Annotated in this window: 14 protein-coding genes; 8 read left to right on the top strand and 6 right to left on the bottom strand. The window is 69.7% G+C overall.

Annotated features, from left to right (window positions below):
• Positions 1-22: 22 nt before the first annotated feature.
• From ABZ412_RS16825 to ABZ412_RS16815, 3 genes are all read right to left on the bottom strand, one after another.
• Entirely contained in the window at positions 23-1,954 is a 1,932-nt protein-coding gene (locus ABZ412_RS16825; RefSeq protein ID WP_357281621.1) for a hypothetical protein, read from the bottom strand.
• Positions 1,955-1,957: 3 nt separating this feature from the next.
• Positions 1,958-2,272 carry a WXG100 family type VII secretion target gene (locus ABZ412_RS16820; RefSeq protein WP_357281619.1) on the bottom strand — a complete coding sequence of 105 codons (315 nt, stop codon included), beginning with the start codon at positions 2,270-2,272 and terminating at the stop codon, positions 1,958-1,960.
• 142 nt (positions 2,273-2,414) lie between these two features.
• Positions 2,415-3,179, bottom strand: a complete 765-nt coding sequence (locus ABZ412_RS16815; protein WP_357281617.1) for a DUF6585 family protein — start codon at positions 3,177-3,179, stop codon at positions 2,415-2,417.
• Positions 3,180-3,491: 312 nt separating this feature from the next.
• Between ABZ412_RS16815 and ABZ412_RS16810 the strand changes: the two genes are divergently transcribed.
• The 5 genes from ABZ412_RS16810 (at position 3,492) to ABZ412_RS16790 (ending at position 9,414) form a co-directional block, all read left to right on the top strand.
• Entirely contained in the window at positions 3,492-4,313 is an 822-nt protein-coding gene (locus ABZ412_RS16810) for an SDR family NAD(P)-dependent oxidoreductase (protein WP_357281616.1), read from the top strand.
• A 142-nt stretch (positions 4,314-4,455) separates the two neighbouring features.
• Complete coding sequence (locus ABZ412_RS16805) at positions 4,456-5,166, top strand: metallophosphoesterase (protein WP_357281614.1); 711 nt, start codon at positions 4,456-4,458, stop codon at positions 5,164-5,166.
• A gap of 177 nt (positions 5,167-5,343) precedes the next feature.
• A complete protein-coding gene (locus ABZ412_RS16800) occupies positions 5,344-5,787 on the top strand; it encodes a CBS domain-containing protein (protein WP_357281612.1) in 444 nt (147 codons plus the stop codon).
• A 19-nt stretch (positions 5,788-5,806) separates the two neighbouring features.
• A complete protein-coding gene (locus tag ABZ412_RS16795; protein ID WP_357281611.1) occupies positions 5,807-7,099 on the top strand; it encodes an ArsB/NhaD family transporter in 1,293 nt (430 codons plus the stop codon).
• An 83-nt stretch (positions 7,100-7,182) separates the two neighbouring features.
• Positions 7,183-9,414: an acyltransferase family protein gene (locus ABZ412_RS16790; RefSeq protein ID WP_357281609.1), complete on the top strand. Its 2,232-nt coding sequence runs from the start codon at positions 7,183-7,185 to the stop codon at positions 9,412-9,414.
• Between the two features lie 12 nt (positions 9,415-9,426).
• On the opposite strand, the gene ABZ412_RS16785 is transcribed toward ABZ412_RS16790, so the two are convergent.
• On the bottom strand, positions 9,427-9,867 hold the full coding sequence (locus ABZ412_RS16785; protein WP_357281608.1) for a carboxymuconolactone decarboxylase family protein: 441 nt from the start codon (positions 9,865-9,867) through the stop codon (positions 9,427-9,429).
• 171 nt (positions 9,868-10,038) lie between these two features.
• Between ABZ412_RS16785 and ABZ412_RS16780 the strand changes: the two genes are divergently transcribed.
• Positions 10,039-10,236, top strand: a complete 198-nt coding sequence (locus tag ABZ412_RS16780; protein ID WP_357281606.1) for a hypothetical protein — start codon at positions 10,039-10,041, stop codon at positions 10,234-10,236.
• A gap of 21 nt (positions 10,237-10,257) precedes the next feature.
• On the opposite strand, the gene ABZ412_RS16775 is transcribed toward ABZ412_RS16780, so the two are convergent.
• Complete coding sequence (locus tag ABZ412_RS16775; protein ID WP_357281605.1) at positions 10,258-11,382, bottom strand: acyl-CoA dehydrogenase family protein; 1,125 nt, start codon at positions 11,380-11,382, stop codon at positions 10,258-10,260.
• Position 11,383: 1 nt separating this feature from the next.
• Entirely contained in the window at positions 11,384-12,616 is a 1,233-nt protein-coding gene (locus ABZ412_RS16770; protein ID WP_357281604.1) for an acyl-CoA dehydrogenase family protein, read from the bottom strand.
• A 173-nt stretch (positions 12,617-12,789) separates the two neighbouring features.
• Here ABZ412_RS16770 and ABZ412_RS16765 point away from each other — a divergent pair, with 173 nt between their 5' ends.
• Together ABZ412_RS16765 and smc are read left to right on the top strand one after the other, a co-directional pair.
• Positions 12,790-13,218: a DUF1707 domain-containing protein gene (locus ABZ412_RS16765; protein ID WP_357281602.1), complete on the top strand. Its 429-nt coding sequence runs from the start codon at positions 12,790-12,792 to the stop codon at positions 13,216-13,218.
• Between the two features lie 89 nt (positions 13,219-13,307).
• Positions 13,308-16,919 (top strand): chromosome segregation protein SMC, encoded by a 3,612-nt coding sequence (gene smc / locus ABZ412_RS16760; RefSeq protein WP_357281601.1) that lies wholly within the window; start codon positions 13,308-13,310, stop codon positions 16,917-16,919.
• Positions 16,920-16,985: the final 66 nt, after the last annotated feature.

Here is a 16,985-nt window from a genome sequence, read left to right as displayed (position 1 = left end):
CCCGCTCTACCAGGGGCTTCGTCTATCCACCGGGCGACACGCCGCACCAAACACCAACTGCCACAACATCATCCATCACCGATGAAAAAGGCTCACTGTTCGATTCGCCTGACTTGGAAGGTGATTCCGTGATTCGGGACTCGCCGGTTGCCCCGGTAGCGCGGTTCTCTCCACCACGGCCTTCGGGAACAGGCTGGCGGCCTTCGGTTCCCCCGGCCGGGCTCGCCGTCCCCGCCGCGCGTCCCTCTGCGCCCGGTCCCCGGCCCTCCGGTCCGCTGCCTGGAGCCACAGGGCCGTCGTTCCGAACAGCCGGGCCGCTGTCCCGACTCTCGGTGCTGCTGTTCCGAGTTTCCGGGCCGTTGCCGGGAGCTTCTGGGGCGCCGTTCCGGCCCTCGGGCGCCGAGGTGCCCGAGGTGCCGGCTGCCGGAGCCTCCCCGGCGGGGTGCCCTTCCGGCCCGGTTCCCCGGGTCGTCGTCGCCGCGCTTGGTTCCACCCGACTCGCGCCGTGATCGTTCTGTTCCGCGCCGCCACCTTCGGAGCCCGCGACCTTGGTCTCCGGCGTACTTGTCGCGCTCTGCGGGTGCGGCGAGCTGCCGTCCGGCGCTCCGCCCTCATGGGACGACCGTGGTGAGGATTGGACCGGATCGGACTCTCCGCCCTGCCCTGTCGTCCCGTGCCGACCGGCTTCGCCCGGCGATGGATCACCGGTCCGAGGGGGGACGGCACCGGGGTTCGTGTGGTCGCCACCCTCGGATGCACCGGTTCTGGTGTTCGCGGGGTCGCCGCCGTGAGCCGCACCGGAACCGGTGCTCGTGGGGTCGCCGCTGCGAGGTGCCGCGTGACCGTTGTTCGTGGGGTCGGCGGTCGGGGCCGCACCGGTTCGCACGGGATCGGCGGCGGAGTGGGGTCCGGTTCCGTTCTCGCCGTGGGCTGGCGGGGGTGGTGTGCTCCCGTCACCGGCGCGGCCGGGCGCGGATGGGTGTTCGCCGGTGGGCATCGCGGGGTCTGCCGCGTTGAAGGGGTCGGCTCCGGCGCTTCCCGTGGTGGGGGCGTGGCGGAAGCCCTTGCTGCCGCCGACCGTGATGCCGTAGGCGCCGGCGCTGGTCAGGATGCGCGGGTCCCAGGTCCAGCCGTTGGCGAAACCGCCTATGCCCCAGGCGCCGAGGCCGCCCGCGATGCCGGAGCCGGCGCCGACCGCGGCGCCCTTGACGGCGTTACCGAAGCGGCCGCCGGGGAGGTGGATCCTTCCGGCCGCCTTGCCGAGCAGTGAGCCGGCCGGGCCGCCGACCGCGCCCGCCGCGGCGGCGGTGTAGGCGGTGGTGGCGACGCGTTCCCAGTCGATGCCGTCGCGGTGGCCCGCGCCGACCTGGTAGGCCTGGATCGCCAGGTCCTGCCCGGCGCCGAGGACGGTGCTGAAGACCACGTGTTTGGCGGCGAATCTGGTGAGGGCGGCGACGCCGGTCTTGGCGGCGAAGCGGGCGATCGCGCTCACCGCGCGCTCGCCGAGCAGCCGCACCGCCACGCGGGTGGCCCCGATCGCGAGCGCCTCCGACAACGGAGCGGTGGGTGGGAACAGCCAGGCGGCGGCGATCTCCACGGCCAGCATGGCCAGCGACGAGATGATCAGGATCTTGGTGTACTCGATCTCGGTGCCGAGGCCGTCGGCGGATTCGGCTACGGCGTCGAGGATCTCGGCGAGGTGTTCGAGGGACTCGGGGCCGTGGTCGAGGGCGTCGAGCGCCTTGGTCATGGCTTCGAGGCCGTCGCCCCACGGGTAGGCGTCGATGGTCGCCGTCTTGGCGGCCCGCAGGTCGGGGAGGAGTTCGCGCAACTCGGTGGCGGCGGTGCGCCAGTCGCCGGCGATGCCCCACATATCGTCTTCGTCGCCGTCGGGCCAATCCGATCCGGCGACCCAGCCGAGCCATTCCAGCTCGCCGGGAATATCGATGGACACGGGCTACCGGAAGCCGTTCCCGTTGCGTTTGTCGGTGTGCGCCAGCAGATCCGCGGCCTTGTTCTGGCCGTCGGCGTAGGAGTCCAGGGTGTCGGCGGTATTGGCGATGCCTTCGGCGAGGTTCTCGTGCGCGGCGAGATACCCCTGCTCACCGTCCGCGAACGTACTGCCGTAACCGTCGCCACCCCACGCGGATCCTCTGGCTGCCAGCGACTTCTCCAGGGTGGCGCGGATCCCGTCCACCCGATCCCGCAGGTCCGCCATCTTCCCGGCGGCGCCGCGCAACTGTTCCGGCGTCACACCGACTTTCGCCGCCACCCGCGCACCCCTTCCACTCCTCGAACGGATTCCGAGGTTGGCAGGTGGAATCCGCGCCGAGAAGGAGTCCGGTCGCGAATTAACGTGCTTCTGACGGTGTTCGCGTGATCTCTTGACGAAATCGGAGCGGCAGAACCGGATTTCACTCCGAGCGCAGGTCCCGCGACAACGCCCAGAACAAGTCGATGTCGTTCACCAACTCGGTCGGATAGGCCTGGAGCAGAACATCTTTCCCGCCTCGCCTGATCCACACGCCGATCAACCCTTCGTGCACGGTGATCCGCCGCACCTGGATCCACAACGCCACCTGGTTTCCGTGGACGGTCGTGCGAGTGATCCGGAACGGCCCGAACTCCAGCCGCACGCCCGCGTCGAGCCGAGCCCGGGCGCCTGGCAGCCGCGCCGACACGGCCACCCGCACCAACGCGGGTCCCCACTGCTCGCGGCCTCGGATGCCGGCGGGGATCGTCACCGCCTCACCGGACGCGGTGCCGACCCGGTAGGTCAGCGACATCGGTGACAGCGCAGATCCTTCCGCGCCTTCGGCGACGCGGCGCCACACCCGCATCTCGTCGAAGCGGACTGCCCGCACTCCCTGGCAGGATGTGACGACGATTCCGTGCTCGAACCAGTCCAGCCGCGCCCCGTGATCGGATCCGAGCCGCGCGGCCAGCCACGGCAGGTCCCACAGCAGCAGACGGGCGCCCAGGACGGCAGCCGGTATCGTCGCGAGCACTCCGAGCGCGGTCGCGCCCATAGTGAACCCGATGATCGCCGTCAACCCGCTGACCGCCACGATCGTCCCGGACACCAGATGGACCCGCGAATCCGGCCGCGTGGCGGTGTAGCCGTGGCTGTACTGGCCGAGCGCGCTCACCATTTCCCGTTCCGCGTCAACTGACCTCATAGGCTCGGTCGTAACGCATTCGCGGCAGCGGGGTCGAGGGGGTGGCCCGGTAATTTTTCGTCAAGGTGGCCGCCGGATCTTGTCCCGGACGCCGAGCGCCGGTTCTGATGGAGACATGGCAGACATGTGCCCGGAGCCCGCGCCTACCGCGTTGGAGCGCTTCGGCTTCGGCGGCGAGGACGAACCGCCGTCGCGTGGTCTCCGCCTGTTCTGACGGTCGAATCCGGCCGCGCCCTCTTCGGTGACCCCACCGAATCCCTGTCGTGAGGCGGGCTTTCGCGCACCCTCACGCATTCTCCGAATGGATGGTCGATGACCCACTCCCCGTTTGCCTCCCGCACCGCGCTCGTCACCGGGGCCACCAGTGGCCTCGGGCTGGAGCTGGCCCGCCGCCTGGTCGACGGCGGCGCCACCGTGATCGTGCACGCCGTCGATCAGGACAGCGGCGATGCCGCGCTGGAACAGCTGGTCAAGGGCGGCGCCGAACCGCTGCGGCTGCGCCTGCTGACAGCTGACTTCTCGCACCTGGACGAGGTGGCCGCGCTCGCCGGTGAGCTGGTCCGCACTCAGCCCGGACTGGATCTGCTGGTGAACAATGCCGCGATCCGCGGACCCGAACGCCGCACCCGGACCCTGAACGGCAACGAGATCACTTTCCAGGTCAACTATCTCGCGCCCTACGTGCTCACCAAGGCGCTGGCGCCCGCCCTCGCCGCCGCCCGCGGCCGGGTCGTGAACGTCTCCTCGAGCATGCACAAGGCGGGCGCGATCGGCTGGTCCGACCTGGACCGGAAGAAGGGCTACTACCTGCCGTTGCCGGTCTACGCCCAGTCCAAGCTCGCCTTGACCATCTTCAGCCGTACCTTCGCCGAGGTGTACTCCGGTTCGGTGACCTCCATCAGCGTGGACCCCGGCAATATCAAGACCGCGATGCTCCCGTTCTACGGTCACGTCGGCCGCCCGGCCGTCGAAGTCGCGGCGGAAGTCGCCCGGCTCTGTGATCCGGCGACCGAACTCGTCTCCGGCGCGCACTACGTCCGCCTGGAACCGGCGGCGCCCGCGGCCCTGGTCGACAACCCGTCCATCCGCGCCCGCCTGGCCCGGTTCACCGCCCGGCTCACCGACATCGACTGACGGAACGAACTCCGGGGAGCACGGCCGAATAGCGTTGACACGCCGGACGTTCGTGTGGCTGGCTGACCGTATGGGGCGTGCTGACCGGACAGAACGCGCCGGCCGAACCGGCCGCGGATCCCGCCGTGTCAGGGTGGCGGCGGTGGGTGATCTGCACCTGTGCGAAACCCTGCGCGGTCGCTTCCGCCCCGCCCTGCTGGAATTGGGTGAACGCGCGGACGTGCTGTTGCTGGCCGGTGATCTGACCAACGGCGGCACCCTGCGGGACACCGAGGTACTGTGCGCGGAGATCGCCGACCTGCCGGTGCCGGTGGTGGCGGTCCTCGGCAACCACGATCACGACCGCCGCCTCGGCTTCCGGATCGCGGTGCGGCTCGGTGAGATCGGCGTCCATGTCCTCGACGGCACTGCGATCACCCTGCCCGTCAACGGCATTCGGCTCGGTATCGCGGGGGTCATGGGCGGCAGCGGCGGATTCCCCGGCCACCCGGGCAACCCCGACGAGGGCAGCGCCGAACACCGGGCCCGCTACCGCCGCGGGCCCGCCGACGCCGCCCGCCTGCGCGCCGCCCTCGAAACCCTCGACAGCGATCTGCGCATCGCCGTCATGCATTTCTCGCCCGTCGTGGACACGCTGGTCGGCGAACCGCCGAAGATCTATCCGGGCCTCGGCTGCGCGGAGCTGGCCGACGCGGTGGACGCGGGCGGCGCGCACTTCGCGATCCACGGACACGCCCACGGCGGCACCGAGTTCGGCCGCACCCCCGGCGGGATCGAAGTCCGCAATGTCTCCCACCCGGTGATCCGCGCCGCGTACCGGGTCTACGAACTGACCGCACGGAAAGACGCCTGAACCGCTCCCCGTTATCATTGACGCAATCTCTACTCGTGGCGCGCCGGGAAGTCTGGTCGGCCGGTCCGAAACCTCGGGCTGTACGTTCCGACCTGGGAGTTTCGATGCGGCGTCCGTTTTCGATCTTGACGGATATCACTGCCGTGAACGCCCGGCCAACCGTCGTATCCTGCAGTTATGCATGCCGCTCAGATGGCCGAGGACTACCCGGTGATCGATTTGGACTCCGATGCCATCGACGCCGCGAGGCTGCTGGCCGAGCATCGGCTGCCGGGGATCCTGGTGACCGATGCCAGCGGCGCGCCGCATTCGGTGCTGCCCGCCTCGCAGGTCGTGTTGTTCATCGTGCCGAAGTACGTCCAGGACGACCCGTCACTGGCGGGTGTGCTGAACGAGTCCATGTGTGGGCAGGTGGTGAAGCGGTTGCGCGGCAAGAAGGTCCGCGACGTGATCCCCGAACGGCTCACCAAGATCCCGGCCGCCAAGGCCGACGACAATATCGTCGAAGTCGCGGCGCTCATGGCGAAGTACAAATCGCCGTTGGTGGCGGTGCAGGAGGGCGAGCGGCTGCTCGGCGTGATCACCTCCTCGCGGCTGCTCGAGGTGGCGCTGGCGAACTGAGCCCGCCGGGGCGGCGACCGTGAACGTCGCCTTCGCCCTCGCGGTCTTCGCCCTCGCCTACGCACTGATCGCCTCCGAACGCGTCCACAAGACGACCGCGGCCCTGGTCGGCGGCGGCGCGGTGGTGGCGGTCGGCATCCTCGACGCCGACGACGTCTTCTACTCGCACGAGACCGGCATCGACTGGAACGTCATCTACCTGCTGCTCGGGATGATGATCATCGTCGGCGTGCTGCGGCACACCGGCATCTTCGAATATGTCGCGATCTGGGCGGCCAAGCGGGCCAAGGGATCCGCGCTGCGGGTGATGATCCTGCTGGTCCTGATCACCGCGACCGCCTCCGGGTTTCTCGACAATGTCACGACCGTGCTGCTGATCGCCCCGGTCACCCTGCTGGTGTGCGAGCGGCTGGACGTATCGCCGACGCCGTTCCTCATCGCCGAGGTGCTGGCCTCCAATATCGGCGGCGCGGCGACCCTGGTCGGCGATCCGCCGAACATCATCATCGGCAGCCGGGCGGGGTTGTCGTTCAACGACTTCTTCCTGAATCTGACCCCGATCGTGCTGATCGTGCTGGCGGTGTTCACGCTGCTGCTGCCGCGGCTGTTCCGGGGCGCGTTCGACGTCGATCCCGAGCGGGCGGCCGACATCATGGGGTTGAACGAGCGTGAGGCCATTCGCGATCCGAAACTGCTGATCAAGTGCGGAATTGTGCTGGCGGCGGTTTTCGCGGGTTTCTTCGGCCACCCGATCTTCCACCTCGAGCCGTCGCTGGTGGCATTACTCGGGGCCGGTGCGCTGGTGTTGATTTCCGGTCTGCCACAACATGATTACCTGGGCGCGGTGGAATGGGAGACCCTGCTGTTCTTCGCCGGCCTGTTCGTGATGATCGGGGCGTTGGTGAAAACCGGTGTGATCGGCCGGGCGGCGAAATTCGCGACCGAACTCACCGGCGGAAACGCGCTCGTGGCAACCATGCTGATACTGGTGGTCTCGGCGGTGCTGTCGGGCGTCATCGACAACATCCCGTACGTGGCGACCATGAGCCCACTGGTGGCGGAGCTGGCCGCGCACGTCGACCAGCCCGGCCGGGCGGACGCGCTGTGGTGGGCGCTGGCACTGGGCGCGGATTTCGGCGGCAATCTCACAGCAGTCGGGGCCAGCGCGAACGTGGTGATGCTCGGGATCGCGCGGCGTTCGGACCATCCGATCTCGTTCTGGGAATTCACCCGCAAGGGCATTCCGGTGACGGCTGTCACTATTGCGGTGGCCGCTCCCTATCTCTGGCTGCGCTATTTCGTATTCGCCTGACCAGTACAAAGAGGTACATTCCGGACACCTTCTGTGTGGCGATTGGGGATTTTCACGACCCCTGACCGACAATGGCAGCCGCCATGTCCATATCCAGTACCGATCATCCGACCGCGCCCGACCGCGACCGCCAGCCGGCCTCGGGCGCCCCTGTCAGGCCCGGCTCCTACCGACACGATCTGGACGGCCTGCGCGGCGTAGCTATCGCCCTCGTGGTCGCCTTCCACATCTGGGCGGGCCGGGTGTCGGGCGGCGTGGACGTGTTCCTGGTGCTATCGGGCTTCTTCTTCACCGGCATGCTGGTGCGGCGCGGCGGCACCGGCTCGGTGGGTGTGCTGCGGACCGCGCGGCGCACCCTGCGCAGACTGCTGCCCGCCATGGTGGTGGTGCTGGCCGCGGTGGTCGTGGCCGCGGTCGTGCTGCTGCCGCACACGCGCTGGTCGGATATCGCGGGGCAGACGCTGGCTTCGCTGTTCTACTACCAGAACTGGTATCTGGCGATGTCCTGGTCGGACTATCTGGCCGCGGATCCGTCGGTGAGCCCCCTGCAGCATCTGTGGTCGATGTCGGTGCAGGGGCAGATGTATCTGGCGCTGCTACTGGTGGTGGCGCTGGTGGCGGCCGGACTGCGGCTCGCGCTCACCTGGAAACTCATTGCCGCGCATCCGATCGCGCGGCGGCTGGGCCGGGACGGAATGCTGCGGGTGACTCTCGCGGTGGTGTTCACGATCGCCGTGGTGATCTCGTTCAGGTATGCCGCCGAGGGTGTTTCGACCCAGCAGGGCTGGAACTACTACGACACCTTCGCGCGCGCCTGGGAACCGCTGGCGGGCGCGTTGCTCGCACTCGTCGCGCCCCTGGTCCGGCTGCCCACCCCCGCGCGGGAAGCGCTGGCCTGGATGGGAATCGCGGTGATCGCCTGCTGCGGCTGGGTGGTCAACGGCGTCCTGGTGTTCCCCGGTCCCGCCGCCCTGATCCCGGTGCTGGCCACCGCCGCACTGATTCTCGCGGGCGCGGGCCGCGACACCGCCGATCAGCCGGTCGTGAACCGGCTGCTGGCCACCGGCCCGATCGTGCAGCTGGGTGGTTTCGCGTACGCGCTGTACCTGTGGCACTGGCCGATTCTGATCTTCTATCTGGGTGAACAGCATCTGCGCCGGGCCGGAGCGCTGGACGGTCTGGTCATCATCGTGGTCTCGCTGCTGCTCGCCTATGGCACCCACCATCTGGTGGAGGAGCCGCTGCGGGAGCGTTCCAAGCCCGTGGCCGCCCCGGAGCGCGGCCGGGTAGTCACCGGACTGGCCAGTCTGCTCGACGGCCGATTCGCCGGTCGCGCGCTCGCGGTCCCGGTCCGCCTGCTCGCCGGGCGGGGCAGTCTGCTCACCGGTATCGCGGTCACGACTGTCGGTGTGCTGCTACTGGGTTCGACGGTGGCCTGGCAGTGGAACAACGGCGCGAAGGCGCACGCGGTCGGCCAGCTGGATCCCGCGAAGTACCCGGGCGCGGCGGCTCTCACCGATCACGCCCTGGTGCCGCGCGCCCCCATGCGCCCCACCACGGAGGAAGCTCCCGCCGATATCGCCTACCCCACCCGGGACGGCTGCATCTCCGACTTCGACACCCGCGCGGTGATCACCTGCACCTACGGTGACCACGACGCCCACCGCACCATCGCGGTGGTCGGCAATTCCCATGCCGAGCACTGGATTCCCGCGCTGCAGCTGCTCGGCGAGCAGTATCGCTTCCGCGTAGTCGTCTACTTGAAGATGGGCTGCCCGCTGACGGTCGCCGAGGATCCCGTGTACAAGGGTCAGCAGAACCCGGACTGCCGTGACTGGTCCGCCGAGGTCATCGACCGTCTCGGCATCGAGCGCCCCGATTACGTCTTCACCACGGCCACCCGGCCCAGCGACAACGGCGGCGACGAGACCCCGCAGGACTACATCGACGTCTGGTCGGCCCTGTCCGACCGCGGCCTCGAGGTCATCGGTATCCGCGACACCCCGTGGTTGCGCCGCAACGGCATCCGCTACCGCGCCATCGACTGCCTGGCCAGCGGCGGGGATCGGGTCGGCTGCGGCCTGAAGCGCTCCGAGGCGCTCTCGCCTCAGAACCCCGCCGAGGGGCCCGCGTCCGCCTTCCCGAACATGCACCTGATCGACCCCAACGACGCGGTCTGCGAGCCCACCGTCTGCGCGGTCGTCGAGGGCAACATCCTCGTCTACCACGACGAGCACCACCTGACCGCGAGCTATGCACGCTCGCTGGCCCCCGAGCTCGGGCGCGAACTGCGCCCGATTCTCGGCTGGTGGTGATCTCGTCGGGCGCTATTCGCCCAAGGGCTCCAGCCGCAGCGGGACGCCGATGCGGTTCCACAGGTTGATCTGCGCGGTCACCGCGACCAGACCGGCCCGCTGGCCGTCGTCGAAGTGCTTCTCGACGCCCGCCCAGATCTCGTCGCTCACCCCGTGCGGGCCGAGCTGTGTTGCCGCCTCGGCGTATTCGAGCGCGGCCCGCTCGGCGGGGGTGAACAGCGCCGACTCGCGCCAGGCGGCGAGGTGCCAGAGCCGACGCTCGGTCTCACCTTCCTTGCGGGCCTCGGTGGAGTGCATGTCGACGCAGAACAGGCAGCCGTTGATCTGGGAGACCCGGATCTTCACCAGCTCGCGCACGGTGGCGTCGAGCGGGCCGCGCCGGATCGCGGTCTCGGCGGCGAGCCAGGCCTGGTAGACCTCGGGAGCCGCCTCGTGCATGGTCAATCGCGACATGGTGTCGTCCTTCCTGGGATGGTGTGCACCCCTTGGACGAGACAGGTCCCGCGGACGTGACGGGCGCGCGGCTGTGTCCTCGATCACGCTGACGGTGCGGCGGTCACGCTGTCGTTGCCTTGGATTAGCCGAAATTGGCCGAAACGCCCCGAGGGGGACGATAATCCGCACGTGGGAACCGTTCTACTGATCGCCCTGAGTCTGTTGTGCTTCGTCACCGGACCGGCGTTGGCGCTGGTCATCGTGGCAGCGGTGCGCCGGTCCGCCCGGCATGTCGCCGCCGAACTCCGGCGTGGCGCGGATGAATCGGGTTCCGGTGGATCGGTCACACGATCCACCGGAACCCGATCCGGCACCGGTCACCCCTGAGCCGGTGCGCGGGCGGGCCCGCTACGGCCGCGTCAGTGAGGCGTAGCGGGCAATGTGCTGGTCGGTGGTGCCGAACTCGTACTGCACGGCGGTCAGGCGCTTGAAGAAGTGGCCGATGGCGAGTTCCTCGGTCATGCCCATGGCGCCGTGCAGCTGCACCGACTCCTGGCCGATCCGGCGGGCGGCACGGCCCACGGTGGCCTTGGCGGCCGAGGCCGCGCGAGCCCGCTCGGCGGCGGGGGCGTCCAGCTTCAGGGTCACCAGATACGTTGCGGCCACGGCCTGTTCCAGCTCCAGCAGCATGTCCACCATGCGGTGCTGCAGGGCCTGGAAGCTGCCGATCGGGACGCCGAACTGGCGGCGCTGCTTGGCGTAGGCGACGGTGTCGTCGACCACCTTGCGCATGGCCCCGACCGTTTCCGCGCACACCGCCGCGATGGCCTCGTCCACGGTCGCGGCGATGGCCTCGCCGGCGGACGCGAGCAGCAGGGCGTCGGCGGGGACGCGCACACCGTCGAAGGTCAGGTCGGCGGCCTGACGTTCGTCGATGGTCCGGTAGGCGCGCGCGGTCAGCCCCGCGGGCGGCGCGGCCGGGTCGGCATCGACGGCGAACAGGGCGATCTCGCCGTCCGCGACCGCGGTCACCAGCAGGTGGGTGGCCAGCGGCGCCGCGGTCACGACCGTCTTCTCACCGGTGATCACCCAGTCGTCGCCGTCGCGCACCGCCGTGGCCGTCACCGCGGTGTAGTCGTAGCCGGATCGCGGCTCCAGCGCGGCGAATCCGGTCACCACCTCACCGGCGGCGATGCCCGCCAGCAGGTCCTCGGCGCGTTTGCCGGTGGCGCGGCGCAGCAGGCCGCCGCCCACCACGACGGTGTCCACGTACGGCTCCAGCACCAGGGCCGCGCCCAGTGCCTCGGCGATGATCATGGTCTCGACCGGTCCGCCCCCGATGCCGCCTGCCGACTCCGGCAGGCTCGCTCCGAGAATCCCGACCTCCTCGGCCAGGCCGCGCCAGATCTCCGGCTGCCACCCGGCCCCGGTGCGCGCCGCGGCCCGGCTCGCCTCCAGGGGGTAGCGGGCCGTCAGGAACTCGGTGACGGTGTCGCGCAGCAGTTCTTGTTCCGCGGTGAAAGAGAAGTCCATGTCACAGTCCCAGGGTGGCTTTGGCGATGATGTTGCGCTGAATCTCGTTGCTGCCGGCGTAGATCGAGCCGGCGCGGTCGTTGAAGTACCGCAGCGGGGCGACCGCCTGCCACTCCTCGCCCGCGACGAAACCGTCGGCGGGCGGGGTGAAGTCGGCGATCGGGCCGCCCGGCATGGTGGCGTGCGGCTGATAGGCGCGGCCCCGCGGACCGGCGGCCTCCAGTGCCAGCTCGGTGAGCGCCTGGCTCAGCTCGGTGCCCAGGATCTTGAGCGTGGACGCGGCCGGGCCCGGGTCCTTGCCGCTGGAAACCAGTGCGAGCGTGCGGTATTCGAGGATCTCCAGCACATCGGCGCGCAGCCGGGCATCGGCCAGCTTGGCGGCGAAGGCGGGGTCGTCGATGAGCGCGCCGCCGCCCGGGGCGACCTGATCGGTGGCGGCCTGTGCCAACTCCTCGGCCATCACCTGCAGGGCCGGGGCGACCGCGCCGCCGCCGCGCTCGAAGTTGAGCAGGAACTTGGCCACGGTCCAGCCGTCGTCGATCTGCCCCAGCACGTTCGCCTTCGGCACCCGGACCTGATCGAAGAACACCTGGTTCTGCACCTGCTCGCCGGAGGTCATGACCAGCGGCCGGATCTCGATGCCCGGGGTGCGCATATCGATCAGCAGGAAGGTGATGCCCTGCTGCTTCTTGGCCTGCTTGGAGGTGCGGACCAGCGCGAAGATCCAGTTCGCCTCGGTGGCGTGGGTGGTCCAGATCTTGGAGCCGGTGACCACCAGGTCCTCGCCGTCGGCGACCGCGGCCATGGACAGCGAGGCCAGGTCCGACCCGGCCTCGGGCTCGGAGTAGCCCTGGCAGAAGAAGACCTCGCCGGTGAGGATGCCGGGCAGGAAGAAGTCCTTCTGCTCCGGTGTGCCGAACGCCATGATCGCGTGCGAGACCATGCGAATTCCCATGGGGGACAGGTTCGGCGCCCCGGCCAGGGTGCATTCGCGGCCGAAGATGTAGTGCTGGGTGAGGCTCCAGTCGCAGCCGCCGTACTTCACCGGCCAGGCCGGGGCGGCCCAGCCGCGCTCGTGCAGGATGTGCTGCCACTCCATGCTGGCCTCGTGGTCCGGGTAGACGCTGGTCGCCAACCGTCCCGCTCGGCGTAGATCGTCGGTTAACTTTTCGTCGAGAAAGCTGCGCACTTCATCACGAAACGCCAGATCAGCAGGCGACCAGTCAAGGTCCACGATGACTCCTTGTCCGAGAACTGGCATCAACCATCTCACCGCATCCCCCCTGCTGGCAAATGTGCTGGCACCCGCCCTCACTTGAATCTCTTGAACATTCCAATGTGGAGGTTTATCCTGGATTCACGTTCCACAATGGAATATCCGGTAGCGCTCGACCGTTAAGGATCGACATGGACATCACCACCGGCACCCGCGCCTCCGACGCCGAGCGCGCCCAGATCGCCGATCTCCTGGGCCGTCACCTGTCCGAAGGCCGCCTGGACCTCGCCGAATACAACGACCGCCTCACCAGCGTCTACGCCACCGCCACCCGCGAAGACCTCCAGCTGGTCCTGCGAGACCTGCCGAAGCTCTCGAAGACCGTTGCGCCGCAGAACACTTCGCGCGCCCGCCTGCCGCTCTGGCAGCGGATCGAGGGCAGCGCCTGGCTCGGGGTGAGCCTGCTGTGCCTGTTCATCTGGGCCGCGATCTCGGTGGCCGCAGGCGAATTCACCTACCCCTGGCCCATCTGGGTCATCGGCCCCTGGGGCGCGGTACTGGTCTTCCGTGTCGTCATGGGCTGGGAATCCGCCGCCTGGAACCGCTACCGCGCCCGCTGACCCGCGACCCGGATCGCGCCGTGGCGCACAAGGGACGCGAGGTCGGCATACTCGGGGCAATCTTCGGGAAGCGGGTAGTCTGAGCCGCTGTGCACCTGAAGAGTCTGACGTTGAAGGGGTTCAAGTCCTTCGCGTCCGCGACGACGTTGCGATTCGAGCCGGGGATCACCTGTGTGGTGGGGCCCAATGGGTCGGGCAAGTCGAACGTCGTCGACGCGCTCACCTGGGTGATGGGTGAGCAGGGCGCGAAAGCGCTGCGGGGCGGGAAGATGCAGGACGTCATCTTCGCCGGTACCGCGGGCCGCGCTCCGCTCGGTCGTGCCGAAGTCACGCTGACCATCGACAACTCCGACGGGGTGCTGCCCATCGAGTACTCGGAGGTGTCGATCACCCGCCGCATGTTCCGCGACGGCGCCGGCGAGTACGAGATCAACGGCAACTCCTGCCGGTTGATGGACGTGCAGGAACTGCTGTCGGACTCCGGTATCGGCCGCGAGATGCACGTCATCGTCGGTCAGGGTCAGCTCTCGGCGATCCTGGAATCGCGGCCGGAGGATCGGCGGGCCTTCATCGAGGAGGCCGCGGGCGTGCTCAAGCACCGGCGGCGCAAGGAGAAGGCGGTCCGCAAGCTGGACGCCATGCAGGCCAATCTGGCCCGACTCACCGACCTCACCACCGAACTGCGCAGGCAGCTCAAGCCGCTGGGCCGGCAGGCCGAGGTGGCGCGTCGCGCCGCGACCGTCCAGTCCGAGCTGCGGGACGCCCGGCTGCGGCTCGCCGCCGACGATCTGGTCAGCCGCCGCCGCGAACTCGAGAGCCAGCAGAGCAAGGAGGCGTACGCGCGTGAGCAGCACGTCACCGTGCAGGCCGAACTCGATGCCGCCAATGCCGCACTGGCACAGCAGGAATTCGAGCTGTCCAAGCTGACCCCCGGCGCCGAGGCCGCCGCGCAGACCTGGTTCCAGCTGTCCGCGCTGACCGAACGCGTCAACGCCACTATCCGGATCGCGCGTGATCGCGCGCGCAACCTGACCATCGAGCAACCGACCGGCACCGGTCGAGATCCGGAACAGCTGGAGCGCGAAGCGGATCGGGTCGAGGCCGAAGAAGCCGAACTGCGCGAAGCCGTCGAAATCGCCACCGAGACGCTGGAAGCGGCCCGCGAGCAACTCTACGAACGCGAGCAGGCCGCCAAGGCCGCCGAGCAGGCGCACCTGGCCGCGGTCCGCGCCGTCGCCGACCGTCGCGAGGGCCTGGCCCGGCTCTCCGGCCAGGTCGACACCCTGCGCATCCGCGCCCAGTCCGTGGACGGCGAGGTGGCCCGCATGTCCACCGCCATCGCCGAGGCCCGCCGCCGCGGCGAGGACGCCAATGCCGAATTCGAGGCCGTGCAGGGCGAACTCAACGAACTCGACGCCGGCGAGGAAGGCCTCGACCACGCCTACGAGCACGCCGCCCAGGCCCTCGCGCTGGCCGACCAGCGCGTCACCGAACTGCGCGAACAGGACCGCGAGGCCGGTAAACGCGTCGCCTCCCTCACCGCCCGCATCGAAGCCCTCGCCATGGGCCTGCGCCGCAAGGACGGCGCGGCCTGGCTGCTCGAGCACCGCGCCGACGGACTGCTCGGCCCGCTGTCCGGCCTGATCCGCGTGCACGGCGGCTTCGAGTCCGCGGTCGCCGCGGCCCTCGGTCCGCTCGCCGACGCCGTGGCCGCCGACACCGGGCCCTCCGCGCACGCCGCGGTGCGCGCGCTCAAGGAGAGCGACGGCGGCCGCGCCGCCCTGGTCTACGCCGACGCCGCGAATCTCCCTGCGGCGCAAGCGGATTACCCCCTGCCCGGCTCCGCCCGCTGGCTCGTCGACGTGGTCGACTGCCCCGCCAACCTGCGCGGCGCGATCACCGCCCTCACCGCGGGCATCGCCGTCGCCGACGACCTCGCCACCGCCGCGCAGGTCATCGCCGCGCGCCCGGAACTGCGGGTGGTCACCCGCGACGGCGACATCACCGGCAGCGGCTGGCTGCTCGGCGGCTCCGACCGCGCCCCCAGCCAGCTCGAGGTGCAGGCCGACATCGATTCCGCCACCGCCGAATTGGCGTCCTGGCAGCGGCAGGCCGAGGAACTGGAAGCCGCGCTCGCCGGGGCGCTCGCGGAGCAGACCGACCGCAAGGAAGCCGTCGACCACGCCCTGCTCGCCCTGCACGAATCCGACCAGGCCCTGGTCTCCATCTACGACCGGCTCGGCCGCCTCGGCCACGCCGCCCGCGGCGCCCAGCGCGAATGCGACCGGCTGCTGGCCCAGCGCGCCGACGCCGAGACCGGCCGCGAGGAAACCCTCGCCAAGCTCGCCGAACTCGAGGACAGGCTGCGCCACGCCGAGAACGAACAGGCCGACCTGGACCCGGAATCCGCGGGCACCGAGACCGCCGGATACGCCCGCGAGGAGGCCGCCGCCGCCCTCGCCGAGGTCCGCTCCATGGAGGTCGAGGCCCGCCTGGCCGTGCGCACCGCCGAGGAACGCGCGGAATCGGTACGCGGCAAGGCCGATTCGCTGCGCCGCGCCGCCCGCGCCGAACGCGAGAACCGGGCCCGCGCCGAACGCGCCCAGGCCGCCCGCCGCCAGGCCGCCGCGCTGGCCGCCGTGGTCGCCGCCTCCGCGGAGAAGATCGCCGCCGAACTCGAGCAGGTGGTGGCCCAGGCCGCCGCCCGCCGCGACGAATTGGTGCGTCGCCGCGGCGAATTCGCCGCCCAGGCCGATCAGACCAAGGAGCGTTCACGCGCCCTGACCACCCAGCTCGCGCAGCTCACCGATGCCGTGCACCGCGACGAGGTGGCCCGCGCCCAGGCCGCGCTGCGCATCGAACAGGTCGAGACCACCATCGCCGAACAATTCGGCGTCAGCCTCGACGACCTCATCGCCGAATACGGCCCCGACGTCCCCATGCCGCCCACCGCGCTGGAGATGATGGAGTACGAGCAGGCTCGCGAGCGAGGCGACGCGGTCAGCGAGCCGCAGCCCATGCCCTACGACCGCGCCACCCAGGAACGCCGCGCCAAGCGGCTCGAGAAGGACCTGGTCACCCTCGGCAAGGTGAATCCCCTGGCGCTGGAGGAGTTCGCGGCCCTCGAGGAGCGCTACACCTTCCTCAACACCCAGCTCGAGGACGTCAAGAAGGCCCGCCAGGACCTGCTCGACGTGGTCGCCGAGGTCGACGAGCGCATCCTGCAGGTCTTCACCGAGGCCTACGAGGACGTGGAACGCGAGTTCACCGGCGTCTTCGGCCGCCTGTTCCCCGGCGGTGAGGGGCGGCTGCTGCTCACCAATCCCGCGGACATGCTCACCACCGGCGTCGAGGTCGAGGCCCGCCCGCCGGGCAAGAAGGTCAAGCGGCTGTCGCTGCTCTCCGGCGGCGAGAAGTCCTTGGCCGCCGTCGCTTTCCTGGTATCGATCTTCCGCGCCCGGCCTTCTCCTTTCTATGTGATGGACGAGGTCGAGGCCGCGCTGGACGACACCAACCTGCGCCGGCTCATCGGACTGTTCGAGCAGCTGCGGGAGAAGAGCCAGCTGATCGTGATCACCCATCAGAAGCCGACCATGGAGATCGCCGACGCGCTCTACGGCGTCAGCATGCGCGGTGACGGCATCACGCAGGTGATCTCGCAGCGGATGCGCGGGGAGAACCTGGTCGGTGCGACGCCGTAGGTTCGCCACGGAGTCCCGCTGAGCGGAAATTCATCCCGATGTCGGAGTGAAACACCTGCGCGTCCC

The sequence above is a fragment of the Nocardia sp. NPDC005746 genome, from assembly GCF_040630785.1.
Taxonomy (GTDB): Bacteria; Actinomycetota; Actinomycetes; order Mycobacteriales; family Mycobacteriaceae; genus Nocardia.
The sequence above is the reverse complement of the archived record's forward strand: the minus strand, read 5'-3'. Positions and strand labels throughout refer to the sequence as shown.